Source organism: Yersinia sp. 2553 StPb PI, assembly GCF_052217105.1.
GTDB classification, from domain to species: domain Bacteria; phylum Pseudomonadota; class Gammaproteobacteria; order Enterobacterales; family Enterobacteriaceae; genus Yersinia; species Yersinia enterocolitica_E.
Window position 1 is genome coordinate 1287721 of the sequence record NZ_JAZGPX010000002.1, and the last position, 17990, is coordinate 1305710.

A 17990-nucleotide genomic window follows, 5' to 3' on the forward strand; every position below is an offset into this window, starting at 1 on the left:
CAGGTGTATTGGCTACTTCTGTTTGCCGCCTGCCTGTGCTCGAAATCTATTGGGTATCCCATGCTGCCGCTTGTTATAACGTATAAATAATCAGGCGGTAATAATATTCGGGCAGGGTTCACCCTTTTTCAACTGGGCAATATTCTGCATTGTGGTGGCCGAAATACTGGTCAGCGCCTCTTCGGTCAGAAACGCCTGATGCCCGGTAAATAACACGTTATGACAAGAAGATAAACGGCGGAAAACATCATCCTGAATCACATCGTTGGATTTGTCTTCAAAGAACAGGTCACGTTCATTTTCATACACATCCATGCCGAGCGAACCTATTTTTTGCTGTTTTAGGGCATCAATGGCTGCGGTAGAGTCAATCAGACCACCTCTACTGGTGTTGATGATCATTACACCGTTTTTCATTTGATCAAATGATTGTTTATTAAGCAGATGATGGTTTTCCGGTGTCATCGGGCAATGCAAGGAAATAACATCAGATTCAGCATATAGCGTTTTGAGATCGACATATTCAGCACCCAGTTCCAGAGCTTGCGCACTTGGATAGGGGTCAAAAGCGAGCAGACGCATACCAAAACCCTTCAGAATGCGCATGGTTGCCACACCAATTTTACCGGTACCGATAATCCCGGCAGTGCGGTTATGCATATTGAAGCCGATCAGTCCTTCCAGCGAGAAGTTGGCATCACGGGTGCGCTGATAAGCACGATGAATTCGGCGGTTAAGGCTCATCATCATACCCACAGCATGTTCAGCGACCGCCTCAGGTGAATAGGCAGGGACACGAACTACCTGAATTCCCAGTTCTTTCGCGGCTTCCAGATCCACATTATTGAAACCAGCGCAACGCAACGCTAGAATCTCGACACCGACACTTTTCAGTTCTTCCAATGTCGCACGACAACCATCATCGTTGACGAAAAGACAGACCGCATCACAGCCAGCAGCCATTTTTGCTGTTTTTGGCGTTAACAGAAAATCGAAAAACTCTAATTCAAAGCCAAAATCTTTGTTGACCAATTCGAGGTATTTACGGTCATACTGTTTAGTACTGTAAACGGCTAATTTCATCGCGATATCTCCGCTAAAATATTGTGATCAATCTAACAGATTTGAATAAATCATACAATTTGCCACAATAATAAGTTAAATAGAGCACTTGTAACTTTTTCATGCCAAAGAGATAAGGTTTTTATTCCAACTTTCAATGGCAACAGTTTTGTCTGAGTTGCAAGGGTAGCGTTATCTATTATTGTATCTTGCAGTGATTTGATTAAAGCACACCGTAAGTCTGGTTGGGGATAAAACAAGGCGAGTCATGGCTAAATGCGCAAAAATAGTGGGTTGGTTGTTATTAATCAGCGCAATTTCTCTGATGGCATTATGGAAAACCCTGCCACAGTGGTTACCCAAAGTGGCACATTATTGGTTACCCGTGGGGAGTCAGATAACGCTGGCTACGCCACCGGTATGGCGTGACGGCGCACTGCGTATCAAGCAATTGCGCTATTCGATACAAGACTGCACCCTCGCAAATATGAATCAATTGAGTGTCGGCTACCATCAGGGGCGCTGGCAACTTGCGGCCGGTAATGTTGCGTTGGATACTGCTTGTTTGAGTAAATTACCGACTAATGGCGACAGCGCACCACTGAATTTAGCTTACTGGCAACAGCAGTTATCGGTATTGGATCTGGATATCAGCAATTTGCAGATTACGCCCTGGCAGCAATATGCCGGTAAACTGACCCTCACCTCGCCCGATAAGCTTAAATTGATTCAAGAGTTACGTTATCAGGGGCCGCAACTGAGCTTTGCCGCGACCCTTGATCAGGATCAACAACTGAGTTTGCATCAATTCTCTATTGCGGTTCCTGGTACCCCGCAGCCTTTCGAACTCAGTGGAAAAATAAAGATTCCTTTGTCACTGGATGATTGGCCGGAACAGGGTGAATTACAGGGGATGCTAACCACCGGTTATCTGTCTAAACCACTGCTTCTAAACTTGAGCTGGCAACAGCAGCAAGGTGTGCTGACGCTCACTGAGCGTGGCGATGATGTGCCGCTCGCACGGTTGCCATGGCGTGTTGCGGTAAACCAAATTCAGCTAGTTAACGGACAGTGGCAATGGCCATACGCGCAGCAACCATTAAGTGGCGGTATTAACCTGACGTTACATGACTGGGACCAAGGGTTGGATCAGACCTCAGTTGACGCGCGAATTAATGTGATTACCTCTGGGCAGAGTGGTAAGGGTAATGCCGTATTGACCCTCGGGCCGGGTAATCTGAGCATGATAAACAGCGATTTAAAATTCCAACTCAGTGGTCAGGCTAATCTGGAGAAAATGGTGCTTAATGCCACCATTCCAGGGCTGCTCAGTGGTTCGGTGTTGAACCCAACGTGGGTGCTGCACCCGGGGGCGTTACTGCGCGCGCATGGCAATGTGACGCCTGAATTGCGGATAAGAGATGCTCGCTGGCCATTGGCTGGTGTCAAGGTCACGGCTGCCGGGGTTAGCGGGCGTCTACAAGCCATCGTTGATGCACAAGACAGCTATTGGGGTAATTTCAACCTGCATTTGGATGGTCAGGCGCAAGAGTTTTGGCCGGATAAAGGTTATTGGCAGTGGCGTTACTGGGGCAATGGTCACCTGCCGCCACTGGCTGCTCGCTGGGATATGGCGGGCAAGGGGAGTTGGCGCGATACATTAATCACCGTTGACCAGCTCTCGACCGGTTTTGATCGGTTGCAATATGGCCTGGTTAAGGTTGAGGCGCCAAGACTGACATTGGTGAAACCACTCACCTGGCAGCGCGATAACCATCACCCAGCCTTTATTGCCGGTTTTGCGTTAGGGGCGAAAAAAGTGTCGTTCAGCGACGGGGGCGGTTATCTACCTCCCGCTGAATTATCTTTGCAACTCAATGGTCGGGAACCAAACAGCTTTCTGTGGCAGGGGCAATTGCAGGCGCAGCCTATCGGGCCGATCCCACTGCGCGGCCGCTGGGATGGCGAGCGGTTACGGGGTGAGGGCTGGTGGCCGAAACAATCGTTAACCGTATTCCAGCCGCTTATCGCATCCGAGTTAGGCATCAAACTGCGTGATGGAGAGCTGTATGCTCAGGCGGCCTTTTCGGCAGCCCGAGAACAAGGCTTTACCGCCGGTGGTCACTGGGTGGTGAAGAATGGCGGGATGTGGCTGAAAGACGGAGAAATGAGCGGGTTAGATTTTGTCATGTCGTATCGCTTGCAGAATCACCACTGGCAGTTGGGCGCGAAAGACCCGGTGATGTTGCGTATCGCCTCAATAAGCAACTTGTTTGAAATGCAGAATATAACTGCTGATTTACAAGGTACTTATCCCTATTCTGATGATGCACCGTTAACTTTGAGTAACGTCGGTATGGACATTCTTAACGGCCATCTGAGTTTGTCCGCGTTACGCTTACCGCAACACGACGCCGCCGTGCTGAAATTAACCGCCATTGACTTGAGTGAGCTATTTACCGTGCTACAACCGAAACAGTTTGCGATGTCGGGGAAGGTCAACGGGGAATTGCCTCTTTATCTCAATAACCCACAGTGGTTGGTGCGTAATGGTTGGATTGCTAACGATGGCAGGGTGACATTGCGCCTCGATCAAGATCTGGCCAATTCAATCGGTGATAGTAACTTTGTCGCCGGTGCTGCGATTGATTGGTTACGCTATATGGAGATTTATCAATCTTATGCCAAAGTGGATCTGGATAATTTGGGGCAATTGACATTACGCTCGAAGATTCATGGTGTGAATACGCAAAAAAACTCAAAGCGTGAGATAGTATTGAATTATCAGCATCAGGAAAATGTGTTCCAACTCTGGCGTAGCCTGCGTTTTGGTGACAATTTACAAGAGTGGCTACAACAGACGCTTTCTTTACAACCAACAGTGATACCGGCGAGGACGAAGGAATGAAGATCTTGACAGGGGAACATGTGGCAATAGCTTTGGGTGTTTTGATGCTCAGTGGCTGTTTACGCCTTGAGGTAGCGACACCGGAAAAACCGATCACTATCAATATGAACGTCAAGATTGAGCATGAAATCCAGATAAAAGTTGATAAAGATGTGGAAAACTTGCTTAAAAATCAATCCAATCTATTTTAAGGAGCCACGATGAAAAAGCAAAATTCAGGCTGGATTGGTGGCAGGCTAAGGCTGATTCGAGTGATGTTGGGGTGGACGATATTGAGTGGCAGTTTGCTGTTCAGCGCCATGGCTTTCGCCCTGACCGTGGAACAGGCAAAGCAGCAAGGGCGGGTTGGCGAAACCCTAAGTGGTTATTTGGCTCCGGTCAAAAAAGATCCTGAGACACTGGCGTTGGTAGAGCAAATCAATATTGCCAGAACAGAGAAATATCAGGAAGTGGCGCAGAAAAACCATATTTCAACTGAAGATGTTGCCAAGCTGGCAGGGCAAAAGTTAGTTAACCGTGCGGCTGCCGGTGAATATGTGCGCGGTATTAATGGCCAGTGGATGCAGCGCTAATTGTTGCGATGATGGTATCAATGACGCTATGGAAAACGCCCGTCTCAGCACGGGCGTTTTTTATGTCTAAACTTCGGGTTGCTGAAATATTGATTTCGACGGTATTGGCCTTAGCTTAAAAAATAACCCGCTAGCGCTCAGGGTGTAAACTGGCCGTAGCAGGATGCCCAGCGAGGCTATCGAGTGATTCTTTGCGATAATAGGTATCTGCATGCCCTGGTTGCTCAACTTTAACAATCAGGGTCAGCACAGCAGCAATCAGATACAGCGCAGTATAAACCCACACCACGCCAACAATATCGAAGAAAGGTAACACCAGCGAGGCAATCGCCGGGGCAACAAAGTTACTCAGACCCGCAGACAAGTTATAAATCGAGATGGCTGCACCTTTGTGTTCCGGTTCCAATACCGGGAATACTGCGGTCATCGGAACGAAAGCGGCTACGGTTATCCCCAACATTACTGCCGGGATCAGGGCCGCCCAGAAATTATGGCCGAAATGAACCGGAATATAGTAGAACGCCAGACTAGAAAGGGCACAACCGATACAGCCAAACCAACGCACCTGCCGCATCCAACCAATTTTTTCGCCCAAGATCCCCCACATAATATTGGTGAAAATTGTCACGAAGAAGAACACCGCCCAGATTTGCAGCCATTCAGACATGGTAAAACCAAGTCGGCCAACGAACAGGAGCGGCATAATAACGGCAAAACCAAATAATGACAGGGTGTTGATGATGCGGATTAAACAGGATAAGAAGATGTTTTTATTGGTAAACAGAATAGTGACGGCCCGTGACAACTCTTTGATTTTTTCTTTATTTGAGAGTGATGCTTTAGGGCTGGCAGTGCCAACATTGCGCAGTAATATCAACGCCATCATACCGCCGGCCATGACCCAGACAATGGCAAACCACAACGTACCGGTTTCACCAATCACCGGAATGGTGAAACTGGGCAAATAGCTCCCTATGACACCGATACCGACGGAATACATCGCCCAAAACCAACCCATGGCAGAAGAGAGTTGCTGTTTAGGGACATTTTGAACAATTAACATAACAAATGAATAGATAAATAACGGATAGGCCAACCCACGAATACCATAGAACAGCAACATTAGTGGATAACTTTTAATGCCTAAACCGAATACCATAAATAAGCAGTGCATGACCACCCACAGCACAAAACCAATCCGCATGGCGCGTTGTGGCGTGATGATCTCTGCAACCACACCAGAGCTCCAGGCGGCAATGGCAGCAGCTAAGCCATAGAGTGTAAACACAAAGGCTGATTGTGCCGGAGAAAAGCCCATATCAGTAATATGTTTGGATAAGAAGGCCATTTCAAATCCATCGCCGCTCATAAAAATGGCAATGGCAATGTAACCCCAGAACAAATTCATTGGCAAACCAAACCAGTGGGTAGGTTTTTTTTGCATAGTAAGTTCCTCTGGCGCTTGAGCGCCGGCTGGTTGAGTTGCTGGTAGGAGCAACGGTTATAGGGACAGAGAAAAGGGCGATAGGCTCGCCCGGGCTTGTTATATCTTTATTTTTTAGATGGTTATTGCGGCTGTTGTTGGCGTAACTGCCGCTGCTGTTGATAGAGCAGTCGATAGCGTTCAAGGCGCGCAAACAAGGCATCTTGCCGGTTAACATCGGGGATGAAGCGTTGGTCGATTTGTGGTTTGCTGCACACCTCCTGCTCATCACCGCCGCTGGCAAGCCACCCTAAACGTGCGGCACCTAAAGCCCCACCAGCCTCCCCACCGCTGTGGGTGACAATTGGCAGGTTAAGGGTGTCAGCCATCAATTGCCCCCACCACACACTGCGTGCACCACCACCAATCAACGATGATTGGCTCAGTTGGGTACCGGCCTGCTGTAACACCGCCAGGCCATCAGCAATACCGAAAGTCACCCCCTCCAGCACGGCATATCCCAGCGCCGCACGGTCTGTCGCATGAGTCATGCCATGAAACGCACCGGTTGCCAGCGGATCGTTATGGGGGGTGCGTTCGCCTGAAAGGTAAGGCAGGAAAATTGGTGCCAGCCGCTGCTTTGAGCGACTGAGTTGCGCAACCTCGGATAGAAGGGTGGTTTCATTGGTTCCCAGCAATTGGCACAACCAGCGCAGGGCGCTGGCTGCGGTCAGCATGACACTCATCTGATGCCAGCGATGCGGCAAAGCATGGCAAAAGGCATGAACGGCAGATTGTGGATTGGGCCGGTAGCAATCATTAACGGCAAACAATACACCGGACGTGCCCAGAGAGATGAAGCCATCACCAGGATTGATGGCACCAATCCCAACAGCACTGGCTGCGTTATCGCCACCACCGCCAGCAATAATCACTTTATCGGCTAAGCCCCACTCGCGCGCAATATCTGTTTTCAGGTAACCACTGGGTTCATTACCTTCAATCAAGCGCGGCATCATATCGCGGGATAATCCGCAGGCAGCCAGGAGAGAGTCCGACCAGTCGCGCCTGGCGACATCCAACCATAACGTTCCGGCGGCATCAGACATATCACTGACCTTATCGCCACTCATCATCCAGCGCAGATAATCTTTAGGTAGCAGTACCGTCGCCAGTTGTGCGAACACCTCCGGCTCATGGCGAGCAACCCACAGCAGTTTCGGTGCAGTAAAGCCTGGCATCGCCAGATTTCCGGCAATCTGATGCAACTGTGGGGCATTGCGGGTCAACTCATCACACTCTTCGGCACAGCGCGCATCATTCCACAAAATAGCCGGTCGCAAGATACGATCCTCGCGGCTCAACAGCACCGCGCCATGCATTTGACCCGAAAGACCAATCGCGAGGATCTCACCCCAGCGCTGGGGTATTTTATGGCGCAGGCGGCCAATAACCCGTTGTGTCGCCTGCCACCAGTCAGTGGGATTTTGCTCCGACCATAAAGGATGCGGGCGCTGCACGGTCAAGGGTTCGCCTTCACTGGCCAGAATCTGGCCCCGGTCATCAATCACCACGGCTTTAATTTCTGACGTCCCTAAATCAAGTCCAAGATACATAGCAATTCCTTGTCGATGATTAACGGTTAGCAACGAGCCAGGTATTTACCCGGTCAATCGATTGGCGCAGCAGCTGTTCAAACTGGTTGTCACTGGCTAGTGGCCCAAATAGCTTGCTGTCGCGAGCGAACAGACCTACCGGGTCAGTTGATTGGAACATGGCATGGACGGCCGCGGCGTCCAGTATTCCGTCCTGGTATTCATACGGCAGGATGCCCTGATGCCAACTTTCCATAAATACGAAGAATAATGCGGGTAGTATCGCGGTTGCTGCTGGGGTATCACCTCGTTGGTAGCACTCCATCAATGTGGGTGTAATAAATCCGGGAATTTTGGAAAAGCCATCTGCCGCCACCCGTTGGTTGGTGTCACGAATATACGGATTACTGAAACGGTCCAGCACCACATCACGGTAATTGGCAAGATCCAGTGGGCTTGGCGACAGTGATGGGATGACATCCTGAGTCACATAGTCATAGGCCATCTGGCGAATAGCGTCAGTCTGGGTACTTTCATGAATGTAACTTTGCCCAAGCAAGGTGCCAGCCCAGGCAATACAACTGTGACTGGCATTGAGGATGCGGATTTTTGCCTCTTCATACGGCAGAACTGATTCCACCATCTCTACACCCACATTCTCCAATGCTGGGCGTCCGGCAATAAAATCGTCCTCAATAACCCACTGGATGAATGATTCCCCCATAACCGGTGCCAGATCAGCGAAACCGGTTTGTTCCAGCACCCGTGGTGCGATGTCATCAGCGGGGCGCGGGGTAATGCGGTCAACCATGGTATTGGGACTACGGGTTTGACTTGTCACCCAACTGAGCAAGCTTTGCTGGTCGCGAAGTGCGAGGAACTCAAGCAGGCAATGGCGGAAACGCTCACCGTTATGACGCAAATTATCGCAGTTCAGCAAGGTCACTGGCCCGCTCTGCATCTGTTGGCGTTGCAGCAAGATACGGCTGATAGCACCGTATATTGTGCGGCAATCACCTTTGAGGTCAGCCTGGATATCCGCATTATCCTGTTGCAGGTTAAATTGGTTATCCAGGTAGTAACCGCCCTCGGTCACGGTAAAGGAGATAACGCGCGTTTCTGGCAGACTACCTTGTGCTACCAATTGGCTCAGTTCTTTATCCCAAGGGATAATTTTGCGGATTGATGTGATTTTTTCATATTGACGCTCCCCCCCTGGTGTCACGGTTTCCAAGGTGTATTCGCCGTTTTGGGCTTGTAATGCATTGAGCAACGGGGTCGCGTCATCCCGAATATTAGCCAGAGCAATAGACCAACGATTATCGCCTATGGCCCGTAACCGGTGTAGATACCAGGCTTGGTGAGCACGGTGGAAGGAGCCTGCACCAATGTGCAACCACACTGCATGGGTGGTATTCAGAAAACTGTTCATAAATTATCTCCACAATCACGGTAAGTGTTGGCGTTATAATTTGAGCATAAGCTCTAATGTAGGGCATTTGCTCTAATGGCGTTAGGGTAATGTAACTTTTGCCCGAAAGGTGGGCTTTGGCTCACATAACCGTAAGTAGAGATAAAAATCTGTCAAATAGAGGCGTAAGATGATGACCATTGTGGTTTCACCCCCTATCTCTATTTCAAATAATATTGCGCAGATAACTCATGCAGAAGAGTGATAAGAAGCTGGATCAAGCGGCCAGAGCGGCCTGGATGTATTACGTTGCCGGGCAGACGCAACATGAAATTGCTGATGCCCTGGGGGTTTCGCGTCAGGTGGCCCAGCGGCTGGTGGCGTGTGCTATTGATAACGGGCTGGTCAGTGTCAGCATTGCTCACCCGGTTGGCCGCTGTATGGCGCTGGCCGAACAGGTGCAAAAGCAGTATGGCTTGCATCAGTGTCAGGTGGTCCCCAGCTTGGGGATGGACAGCTCGGGTATCCAACGAGCCATTGCTGTGGTGGGGGCTGAAGTGATGTCGCAATTTCTGCGTCAAGAACAGCCACTGGTCATTGGTGTCGGCTCTGGTCGCAGTTTGAAAGCCGCCATTGATGAGTTACCTGATTTCGAACGTCCTCAGCACAGTTGTGTCTCACTTATCGGCGCTATTGCTGCTGATGGTTCCTGTACACGCTATGATGTCCCGCTGTGGATGGCCGAGAAAACACAAGGACGCTACTTTATTTTGCCCGCGCCTTTGTTTGCTGACAGCGCGGCGGATCGTGACCTGTGGTGTAATCACCGGATTTACCGCACTGTCACTGAGAAAGCAGCTCAGGCTGATGTTACGTTTATCGGTATTGGCTCAATGGGGTATCATTGTCCATTGCATAAAGATGGCTTTATTTCTGCACAAGATGTCGATGTGCTCATGGCCGCGAATGTTGTGGCAGAAATGCTGGGTAATTTCATTGATATCGATGGTCAGCGCGTCGCCTATGAATTGGATCAGCGTTTAACCAGTGCCAGCTTACGTATTCAGCCAGAAAAACCGGTGATTGCTATCGCAGGTGGTAAGGAGAAACATCAGGCTATTAAAGCGGCGCTCAGGGGGCATTGGGTGAATGGTTTGGTTACGGATGAAGAGAGTGCGATGGCGTTACTGGCATAATCACAGAGAAAAAAGCGCGCCGAAAGGCGCGCAATTAACCAATGACACTACTGGGTAACACGAGGGTAATACAAGGTCATTTTCAGTCGCGCATTGACGGAGACACCCACTTCTGCGCGAAAGTTATCAATTAAGCACTGACAACCTGAGCCAGTAACTGTTTGGCATCAGCTTGTGCTTTGGTCGCCACTTCAGGACCATAAGCAATGCCTTCTGCAAACACAAATTCAACATCGGTAATGCCGATAAAGCCCAGGAACAGACGCAGGTAAGGCACCACCAGATCAGTTGGGGTGTCTTTATGAATGCCCCCACGGCTGGTCAGAATAATGGCACGTTTACCGGTTACCAAACCTTCTGGACCTTTTTCTGTGTAGCGGAAAGTCACGCCAGCACGTGCAATCAGGTCAAAATAGTTTTTCAACTGCGTCGGGATATTGAAGTTGTACATTGGTGCTGCCATAACTATCACGTCATTGGCTTGCAGTTCCGCAATCAGCTCATCAGACAGTGCCAAAGCCTCTTGTTGGCGCGGTGTTAGCGCGGCATCTGAAGGGCGCAGAGCACCCACCAGTTCACCATCTAACACCGGAACCGGTTGAGCGGCCAAGTCACGTACGGTGATTTCGTCGTCAGCATGGGCTGCTTGCCATTGTTCGACAAAAAAGTCAGCTAATTGGTTGGACTGTGAATAAGTTGCCAGAATGCTTGATTTCAGGACCAGTACTTTGCTCATCGTAATTCCTTAACAGGTAACAGAGACTTAGGCGGTTCGCCCTTTCAATGAGATACACTTTATTAATATTTTTCTATTAGTGATAGCGCAATATTTTGCGTTCTTTGTTCGATTTAATTGAACGATGATAATCAGATAGGAAATCTCCGCCGGGTTACAGCGTAATCCGAGGCTGTGTTACCATATCAGGTAAGGGTTTATCTAATAAAAGCTATGGGTCACTCATCTATTTGGCGTCGAAAATGGGGGTATTGGCAGGTTAAAAATTGATACCGATTAATAAAAAATATCTGCCAATCAAACTCATAGCATAAAATCATTGGGCTGATACCGTAGGTTGCAGCCGCATCGTAACAAGGAACACAGAACGTGAAATCTTCGCTCGCAGCATTATCCACCCAACTCGGTGAGTTGATGCTCCGTGACCAACAACGCCTGCGGCGTCGGCTGCAAGGCGCACGAAAAATTAATAATCCACAGGCCGTAGAGGCGATTACCCTCGAGCTTGAGGCTGATATAGCAACCGCCATGCAGCGGGTTATTCGTCGTCGAGCTGCTTGTCCGGCGATAACTTATCCTGAAAACTTGCCGGTCAGCCAGAAAAAGCAAGATATCTACCATGCTATTCGTGACCATCAGGTGGTGATCGTCGCCGGTGAAACCGGTTCCGGTAAAACCACCCAGTTGCCGAAAATTTGCCTGGAATTGGGGCGGGGCGTGCAAGGGGTGATCGGCCATACTCAACCACGTCGTCTGGCTGCGCGCACCGTCGCAAACCGTATTGCGGATGAACTGGATACCTCCCTTGGCGGTTGTGTCGGTTATAAAGTGCGTTTTAACGATCAAGTGGGTGAAAACACGCTGGTTAAGTTGATGACCGACGGGATTTTGTTGGCTGAAATTCAGCAAGATCGTCTGTTGATGCAATATGATACGTTGATTATCGATGAAGCCCATGAACGTAGCCTGAACATTGATTTCATCTTGGGCTATTTGCGTGAATTATTACCCAAACGCCCAGATCTAAAAGTAATTATCACTTCGGCGACCATTGATCCGCAGCGTTTCTCCCAGCATTTCAATAATGCCCCTATTATCGAGGTTTCTGGCCGCACCTATCCGGTCGAAGTACGTTATCGCCCCATTGTGGATGATGCCGATGATGTTGAACGTGACCAACTACAGGCTATTTTTGATGCGGTTGATGAGTTAGGCCATGAAAGTCCCGGCGATATTCTGATCTTTATGAGTGGTGAGCGTGAGATTCGTGATACCGCTGATGCATTGATGAAGCAAAATCTGCCCCATACGGAAGTACTACCACTCTATGCCCGCTTATCAAACAGTGAGCAGAATCGGGTGTTCCAGTCGCATCATGGGCGGCGAATTGTATTGGCGACCAACGTGGCTGAAACCTCGCTCACCGTACCTGGGATTAAGTACGTGATTGACCCCGGTACAGCTCGCATCAGCCGTTATAGCTTCCGTACTAAGGTGCAGCGGTTGCCTATCGAGCCGGTGTCTCAGGCGTCAGCTAATCAGCGTAAAGGCCGCTGTGGCCGTGTGTCAGACGGTATCTGTATCCGTCTTTATTCTGAGCAGGACTTCCTCTCTCGCCCAGAGTTTACCGACCCGGAAATTCTACGAACCAACCTGGCCTCCGTCATTTTGCAAATGACGTCACTCGGTCTGGGTGATATTGCGGCATTCCCGTTTGTGGAAGCCCCCGATAAACGCAATATCCAAGATGGTGTTCGGTTACTGGAAGAGCTGGGTGCGATACAAACCGCTGATAATGGTCATCAACAACTGACCCCGCTGGGGCGACAATTAGCGCAATTGCCCGTCGACCCTCGTCTGGCACGGATGGTGCTGGAAGCACAGAAAAGTGGCAGTGTCCGTGAACTGATGATCATTACCTCGGCGTTGTCGATTCAGGACCCGCGTGAACGGCCAATGGATAAGCAGCAGGCTTCTGATGAAAAACATCGTCGCTTTGCGGATAAGGATTCTGATTTCCTGGCGTTTGTTAACTTATGGGATTACCTGAAAGAGCAGCAAAAAGAGTTGTCATCAGCGCAGTTCCGTAAACTGTGCCGTAGTGACTTTCTCAACTATCTGCGGGTGCGCGAATGGCAGGATATCTACACGCAACTGCGCCAGGTGGTGAAAGAACTGGGTATTCCGGTGAATAGTGTTGCAGCCGACTACCGTAGCGTGCATACCGCGATATTGACCGGTTTGTTATCTCATATCGGCCAAAAAGATGTTGAAAAGCAAGAGTATACCGGTGCTCGTAACGCAAGGTTTGCTATCTTCCCCGGTTCCGGTTTATTTAAAAAACCGCCGAAATGGAGCATGGTGGCTGAGCTGGTCGAAACCAGTCGCTTATGGGGCCGCATTGCTGCCCGCATCGAGCCGGAATGGATCGAACCTTTGGCGCAGCATTTGGTGAAACATCATTATAGTGATCCGCATTGGGAGAAAGCACAGGGTGCGGTGATGGCCAGTGAGAAAGTCACCCTATTCGGTTTACCCATAGTTGCTGAGCGCAAAATCAATTATGGCCTGATTGACCCACCGCTATGCCGTGAGTTGTTTATTCGTCATGGCTTGGTGGAGGGGGATTGGCAAACGCGTCACGCTTTTTTCCGCGCCAATCTCAAACTATTGGCTGAAGTTGAAGAGTTGGAACACAAATCACGTCGGCGCGATATTCTGGTGGATGATGAGACACTGTTTAACTTCTATGACCAGCGAATTGGTCGCGAGGTTATTTCAGCCCGTCATTTTGATAGCTGGTGGAAGAAAACCAGCCAGACACAGCCAGAGTTATTGAACTTTGAAAAAACCATGCTTATCAAAGATGGCGCGAACAAAGTTAACCCGCTCGACTATCCCAATTTTTGGTATCAGGGGTCGCTTAAGTTACGGCTTTCCTACCAATTTGAACCCGGTACTGACGCTGATGGGGTAACCGTACATATTCCGTTGCCCATCCTTAATCAGATCCAAGAGCAGGGTTTTGATTGGCAGATACCGGGGATTCGGCGTGAATTAGTGATTGCACTGATCAAGTCTTTGCCTAAACCGGTGCGGCGCAATTTTGTCCCCGCGCCCAATTATGCTGAGGCGTTTCTGGCCCGCGTTACCCCGATGGAGGTGGGGCTGCTCGATGCATTAGAGCGTGAACTGCGGCGCATGACTGGTGTGACAGTGTCACGTGATAGTTGGCAATGGGACCAAGTTCCAGATCATCTTAAAATAACCTTCCGTGTGCTCGATGATAAAAATCGTATTTTGCGTGAAGGTAAAGACCTTGCTGCCTTGAAGCTACAGTTACAAGAGAAAGTGCAGGAAACATTGTCCGCCGTTGCCGACGATGGTATTGAACAAACTGACTTACATATCTGGAGTTTCGGTGATCTACCGCTGTGCTATGAGCAGCGTCGTGGTGGCTATGAAGTCAAGGCATACCCGGCACTGGTGGATGAAAAAGACAGTGTCGCTATTCGCTTGTTTGATACAGAATCTCAGCAACAACAAGCTATGTGGCAGGGGACAAGACGTTTACTATTATTGAATATCCCATCCCCTATAAAGTATTTACATGAGAAATTGCCGAACAAATCCAAGCTCGGGCTCTATTTTAATCCTTATGGCAAAGTGTTGGACCTGATTGATGACTGCATTGCTTGTGGTGTGGATAAGTTAGTTGCGCAGCATGGTGGCCCCGCATGGCAAGAGGCGGAGTTCGCTCGACTACAGGAAAAGGTTCGTGCTGAGCTGAATGACACGGTGGTTGAGATTGCCAAGCAAGTTGAACAAATTCTGACGACGGTATTCAGTATTAATAAGCGACTGAAAGGCCGGATAGATATCTCAATGGCATTGGCTCTCTCTGATATCAAAGCCCAGCTAGGGGGGCTTATTTATCGTGGTTTCGTGACCAATAATGGTTGGAAACGTCTGCCGGATACACTGCGTTATCTGCAAGCAATTGAGCGCCGATTGGAAAAGCTGGCTATGGACCCTCATCGTGATCGTGCCCAAATGCTACGCGTAGAACATGTGCAACAGATGTGGCAGCAATGGCTGCATAAATTGCCGCCAAAACGCCAGCAAGATGAAGATGTTAAAGAAGTTCGCTGGATGATTGAAGAACTGCGTGTGAGCTTATTTGCCCAGCAATTGGGGACAGCTTACCCTATTTCTGACAAGCGTATTCTACAAACTATCGAACAGCTTTCTGCCTGATTAGCGATTAATATCACTCCGCGTTCTAAGTATCATTGATTTAGACGCGGAGTCTCTTACTGACTAAATTCCTTCCTAATATACCGCTATAAAATTCACTATCTTTATGATTCGTCTATTTTTATCTGCATGTCAACTATGTAATAGATGAAACTTGCTGATGTTGATGCGAAGCCTCTCGAGAATTGTAAATTAACTGGGCTGCATGGCCGCGGCATTATTGCCTCCTATCTTGAACTCCCGCTATATGGGTACTGATAAATCAGACCATTGGGTTAAAGTTTGTCTGATTTAGGGTCACCATATTTGATTACCTATGGTGAGTTTGATAGAGTTTTTCCAGTGCAGGGATTGCTTATGTATCAAATTAGTTTGTTGAGGTTGGCACAGCGCGAGTTGTTTAAATTACCTGTAGGCATTCAGGCGGCTCTGATTAAAGCTATGGATGAGTTAGAGGCTTATGGTCATGAGTTGCGGGAGCCAGAGGTGCGGGATATTGGGCGCGGGCTAAAGGAATTGCGGGTTAGTGCTAGAGAGGGGGGCGGGCGTGGTTTTTTCTTTTACCACCTGGGTTGGCAGGTTTACATCATTCATATCTTACAAAAGAAGACGCAAAAGACCCCAAGGCGAACACTGATGTTGGCTTATCAGCGGATGAAGGAAATCAAACGGAGATTGCAACCATGAAAAAACAAGATGACTTTGACATTATTTCTTTTGCTGAGGTTAAAACAGATGCTTTAAATCATCCTCAGGTCAAAGAAGCTTACACAGACTTGCAGATTCGCGACGCCATGATGACTGAGCTGAAAGCTGCCCGTCAGCAATGTAATTTAACACAAGAGGAAGTGGCGCAACGAGCAGGGCTGAAAAAACAAAATATCAGCCGTATGGAGAAAGGTATCATTTCTCCCAACCTCACCACGTTGAGCCGTTACGCAGCAGCATTAGGTGGGACTTTTGTTTTCAAATTCAACCAAAAGCCCCATTGTGTCAGTAAGAAATAGGGGATATCCCTCACTCTGTGTATCACTGAATAAAGTGGTCACTTTGCTGCATTTTTAGCGAGCGTTTTTAACCGTTCTCTAATCGCCGTTACCGCTAGGGCGCGGTTATCCGCAAGATAGCGGTCTTTGGCGGCCGGTGCAGAACTTTGAATCGCAATTAAAGACCACGCGTCGCCATTTTTTAGTAATAGTGGGGAACCACTGTCACCTGGCAAGGTATCGCATTGGTGTGAAAGTACGCCCTGTTGTGCCCACCCGGTAACCAGACAGTCTTCATGGCTGTATAAAGTTTCAAGATGATCAAGGGGATAACCCGCTTGAGTTATTTTACGATTAACCAATTTAAGCGCTTGTGTCAGCTCACTTGAGGTTCCATCCCAAAGCGGTAACGGCTTAATCGGGATAGGCTTTGTGTTAGTTAACCGAATAAGTGCAAAATCATAAGCGGCGGCGGCGGGTGGAACTATCCAACCATCGCCATCAGGTTTAAGTTTTTTACCTAATTTGGCATCAACCAGCGTTTCCAGTCGGGTAATCTGGTACTTCCAATGACCATCATGAGAAATAAAACGTAAGGCAACAGCGCGATCAATTTTCCCCGGTGGGGTAAGAACGCAATGGCCTGCGGTGAGCGCCAGACGAGGGGAGATTAACGTTGCTGTGCAAAGGTTGCCACTGGTTGTTTCAACTTGCCCAATGGCTTGCCACGGCCACTCCGTACTATTTGTTATCGCTGTACGGTCATCTTTCCCGAAGAACAACGTGGTTTGATCCGCAATGCTGCTTTCATCATTCGGCTTGTCAGTGGGGGGAAGGGCTAAAGCCATAGAGATGGAAAGTGGCAACAGACTCAATAGTAATAATGAAGATAAACGCATAAATAATTAGCCTTGCCTTTATTTACTGACCAAAGGTTATCCATTAACACACCTGAGACCTGCTGATTAGACGACCAATCACGGCTCTACTAGCGCTAACTATAGACATAATAAGTTGTGTCATATGTTGTCAGTAATTGATTTTTCGATAATTTTAGAGCGCTATCGGCTGTTGGTACTATAAATAAAAGAATAATGTGATCAGACCGCAAATAACTAATATGGCTAAAGTGATTTCAAATAAATAATGGCGCAGCATTATCAGCACTCCTAATAAAAAACACCCGGTAAACCGGGTGTCGAGTGAATCGCTGTTGCAGGTCAATCGTGAGAGCCTGTTGTAGCTTTCACAAGTTAAATGCTGCCGCTATTTGGTCACTGGCACTGCGGTTGGAGCTGACTTACTGTGTGTCGCTTTTTTATGGTGTTTTTTGGCTGCCTGTGCTTTTTGCACCGGGGCTGCTTTATCCATTTTTTTCATCGAATCAGATTTTTTAGCTTTCTTGTGGTGCATGGTTTTAGCCGGTGCACTATGAGCTACAGGTGCTGTAACAACGGGTGCTGCCGGTGGTGCAACGGTGTCGGCGGCTATTGCTATAGATGATACACCCAAGGTTGCAGCAACAATCAGAGCTAATACTGTTTTCATAATTTATTCCTCAGTGTTCTGTTTGTATATCGGCCCCGTTGGGTCGTTATAAAGAGAGTAGAGGAAATATATACTGGCTTCCGTGAGTCATTGGTTTCGGCTTGTAACCGATTGTACAACGGCAATAAACCAGATAAATAACCGACTAAATCACTTATTTTAGTTACAACATACATATAGCCTTTTAATAAACTTATCGTCTTATGTAACATCAACGTCGCTTGATAGTGGGGATGTAATTTGAGTTATGCAGGGAGAAGGCGCCCAACCCTAATGAGAGGTTAGGCGCAGACTAA

Annotated in this window: 14 protein-coding genes; 7 read left to right on the forward strand and 7 right to left on the reverse strand. The window is 48.5% G+C overall.

What is annotated here, in order from left to right:
- Positions 1-90: 90 nt before the first annotated feature.
- Positions 91-1083, reverse strand: coding sequence for a 2-hydroxyacid dehydrogenase (locus V2A84_RS07220; protein ID WP_083158784.1), 993 nt, complete (start codon positions 1081-1083; stop codon positions 91-93).
- Positions 1084-1330: 247 nt separating this feature from the next.
- Between V2A84_RS07220 and V2A84_RS07225 the strand changes: the two genes are divergently transcribed.
- The 3 genes from V2A84_RS07225 to V2A84_RS07235 are packed head-to-tail and all read left to right on the forward strand — an operon-like array spanning position 1331 to position 4542.
- The gene (locus V2A84_RS07225; RefSeq protein WP_083158785.1) at positions 1331-3970 is read left to right on the forward strand and encodes a YdbH family protein; all 2640 of its coding nucleotides are present in this window, start codon (positions 1331-1333) and stop codon (positions 3968-3970) included.
- Positions 3967-4161, forward strand: a complete 195-nt coding sequence (locus V2A84_RS07230; protein ID WP_193784655.1) for a YnbE family lipoprotein — start codon at positions 3967-3969, stop codon at positions 4159-4161. The genes V2A84_RS07225 and V2A84_RS07230 overlap by 4 nt, the downstream gene beginning before the upstream one ends.
- A 9-nt stretch (positions 4162-4170) precedes the next feature.
- Entirely contained in the window at positions 4171-4542 is a 372-nt protein-coding gene (locus V2A84_RS07235) for a YdbL family protein (protein WP_083158786.1), read from the forward strand.
- A gap of 130 nt (positions 4543-4672) precedes the next feature.
- Here V2A84_RS07235 and V2A84_RS07240 read toward each other — a convergent pair whose 3' ends face one another.
- From V2A84_RS07240 to dalD, 3 genes are all read right to left on the reverse strand, one after another.
- Positions 4673-5986, reverse strand: a complete 1314-nt coding sequence (locus V2A84_RS07240; protein WP_050085290.1) for an MFS transporter — start codon at positions 5984-5986, stop codon at positions 4673-4675.
- 122 nt (positions 5987-6108) lie between these two features.
- Complete coding sequence (xylB, locus tag V2A84_RS07245) at positions 6109-7581, reverse strand: xylulokinase (RefSeq protein WP_083158787.1); 1473 nt, start codon at positions 7579-7581, stop codon at positions 6109-6111.
- 19 nt (positions 7582-7600) lie between these two features.
- Entirely contained in the window at positions 7601-8992 is a 1392-nt protein-coding gene (gene dalD / locus V2A84_RS07250; protein WP_102970403.1) for a D-arabinitol 4-dehydrogenase, read from the reverse strand.
- Positions 8993-9222: 230 nt separating this feature from the next.
- On the opposite strand from dalD, the gene V2A84_RS07255 reads away from it, so the two are divergent.
- On the forward strand, positions 9223-10167 hold the full coding sequence (locus V2A84_RS07255; protein WP_442848669.1) for a sugar-binding transcriptional regulator: 945 nt from the start codon (positions 9223-9225) through the stop codon (positions 10165-10167).
- Positions 10168-10297: 130 nt separating this feature from the next.
- Here the strand turns inward: V2A84_RS07255 and azoR are convergent, their stop codons facing one another.
- The gene (azoR, locus tag V2A84_RS07260) at positions 10298-10903 is read right to left on the reverse strand and encodes an FMN-dependent NADH-azoreductase (RefSeq protein ID WP_083158789.1); all 606 of its coding nucleotides are present in this window, start codon (positions 10901-10903) and stop codon (positions 10298-10300) included.
- A 369-nt stretch (positions 10904-11272) separates the two neighbouring features.
- On the opposite strand from azoR, the gene hrpA reads away from it, so the two are divergent.
- The 3 genes from hrpA to V2A84_RS07275 all read left to right on the forward strand — a co-directional run bounded on the left by hrpA (position 11273) and on the right by V2A84_RS07275 (position 16167).
- The gene (hrpA, locus tag V2A84_RS07265; RefSeq protein ID WP_442848670.1) at positions 11273-15160 is read left to right on the forward strand and encodes an ATP-dependent RNA helicase HrpA; all 3888 of its coding nucleotides are present in this window, start codon (positions 11273-11275) and stop codon (positions 15158-15160) included.
- A 357-nt stretch (positions 15161-15517) separates the two neighbouring features.
- Complete coding sequence (locus V2A84_RS07270; RefSeq protein WP_193784656.1) at positions 15518-15847, forward strand: type II toxin-antitoxin system RelE/ParE family toxin; 330 nt, start codon at positions 15518-15520, stop codon at positions 15845-15847.
- A complete protein-coding gene (locus V2A84_RS07275; RefSeq protein ID WP_083158791.1) occupies positions 15844-16167 on the forward strand; it encodes a helix-turn-helix domain-containing protein in 324 nt (107 codons plus the stop codon). The genes V2A84_RS07270 and V2A84_RS07275 overlap by 4 nt, the downstream gene beginning before the upstream one ends.
- 38 nt (positions 16168-16205) lie before the next feature.
- Here the strand turns inward: V2A84_RS07275 and V2A84_RS07280 are convergent, their stop codons facing one another.
- A complete protein-coding gene (locus V2A84_RS07280; protein ID WP_083158792.1) occupies positions 16206-17045 on the reverse strand; it encodes a trypsin-like serine peptidase in 840 nt (279 codons plus the stop codon).
- A gap of 367 nt (positions 17046-17412) precedes the next feature.
- Complete coding sequence (asr, locus tag V2A84_RS07285; RefSeq protein ID WP_083158793.1) at positions 17413-17694, reverse strand: acid resistance repetitive basic protein Asr; 282 nt, start codon at positions 17692-17694, stop codon at positions 17413-17415.
- Positions 17695-17990 lie beyond the last annotated feature (296 nt).

Excerpts from the sequence above, each read along its gene's own strand:
- V2A84_RS07280 (WP_083158792.1), bottom strand. The coding sequence starts at position 17,045 with ATGCGTTTATCTTCATTATTACTATTGAGTCTGTTGCCACTTTCCATC.
- V2A84_RS07275 (WP_083158791.1), top strand. The coding sequence starts at position 15,844 with ATGAAAAAACAAGATGACTTTGACATTATTTCTTTTGCTGAGGTTAAA.
- xylB (WP_083158787.1), bottom strand. The coding sequence starts at position 7,581 with ATGTATCTTGGACTTGATTTAGGGACGTCAGAAATTAAAGCCGTGGTG.
- V2A84_RS07220 (WP_083158784.1), bottom strand. The coding sequence starts at position 1,083 with ATGAAATTAGCCGTTTACAGTACTAAACAGTATGACCGTAAATACCTC.
- V2A84_RS07235 (WP_083158786.1), top strand. The coding sequence starts at position 4,171 with ATGAAAAAGCAAAATTCAGGCTGGATTGGTGGCAGGCTAAGGCTGATT.
- V2A84_RS07225 (WP_083158785.1), top strand. The coding sequence starts at position 1,331 with ATGGCTAAATGCGCAAAAATAGTGGGTTGGTTGTTATTAATCAGCGCA.
- azoR (WP_083158789.1), bottom strand. The coding sequence starts at position 10,903 with ATGAGCAAAGTACTGGTCCTGAAATCAAGCATTCTGGCAACTTATTCA.
- asr (WP_083158793.1), bottom strand. The coding sequence starts at position 17,694 with ATGAAAACAGTATTAGCTCTGATTGTTGCTGCAACCTTGGGTGTATCA.
- dalD (WP_102970403.1), bottom strand. The coding sequence starts at position 8,992 with ATGAACAGTTTTCTGAATACCACCCATGCAGTGTGGTTGCACATTGGT.
- V2A84_RS07255 (WP_442848669.1), top strand. The coding sequence starts at position 9,223 with ATGCAGAAGAGTGATAAGAAGCTGGATCAAGCGGCCAGAGCGGCCTGG.
- V2A84_RS07270 (WP_193784656.1), top strand. The coding sequence starts at position 15,518 with ATGTATCAAATTAGTTTGTTGAGGTTGGCACAGCGCGAGTTGTTTAAA.
- V2A84_RS07240 (WP_050085290.1), bottom strand. The coding sequence starts at position 5,986 with ATGCAAAAAAAACCTACCCACTGGTTTGGTTTGCCAATGAATTTGTTC.
- V2A84_RS07230 (WP_193784655.1), top strand. The coding sequence starts at position 3,967 with ATGAAGATCTTGACAGGGGAACATGTGGCAATAGCTTTGGGTGTTTTG.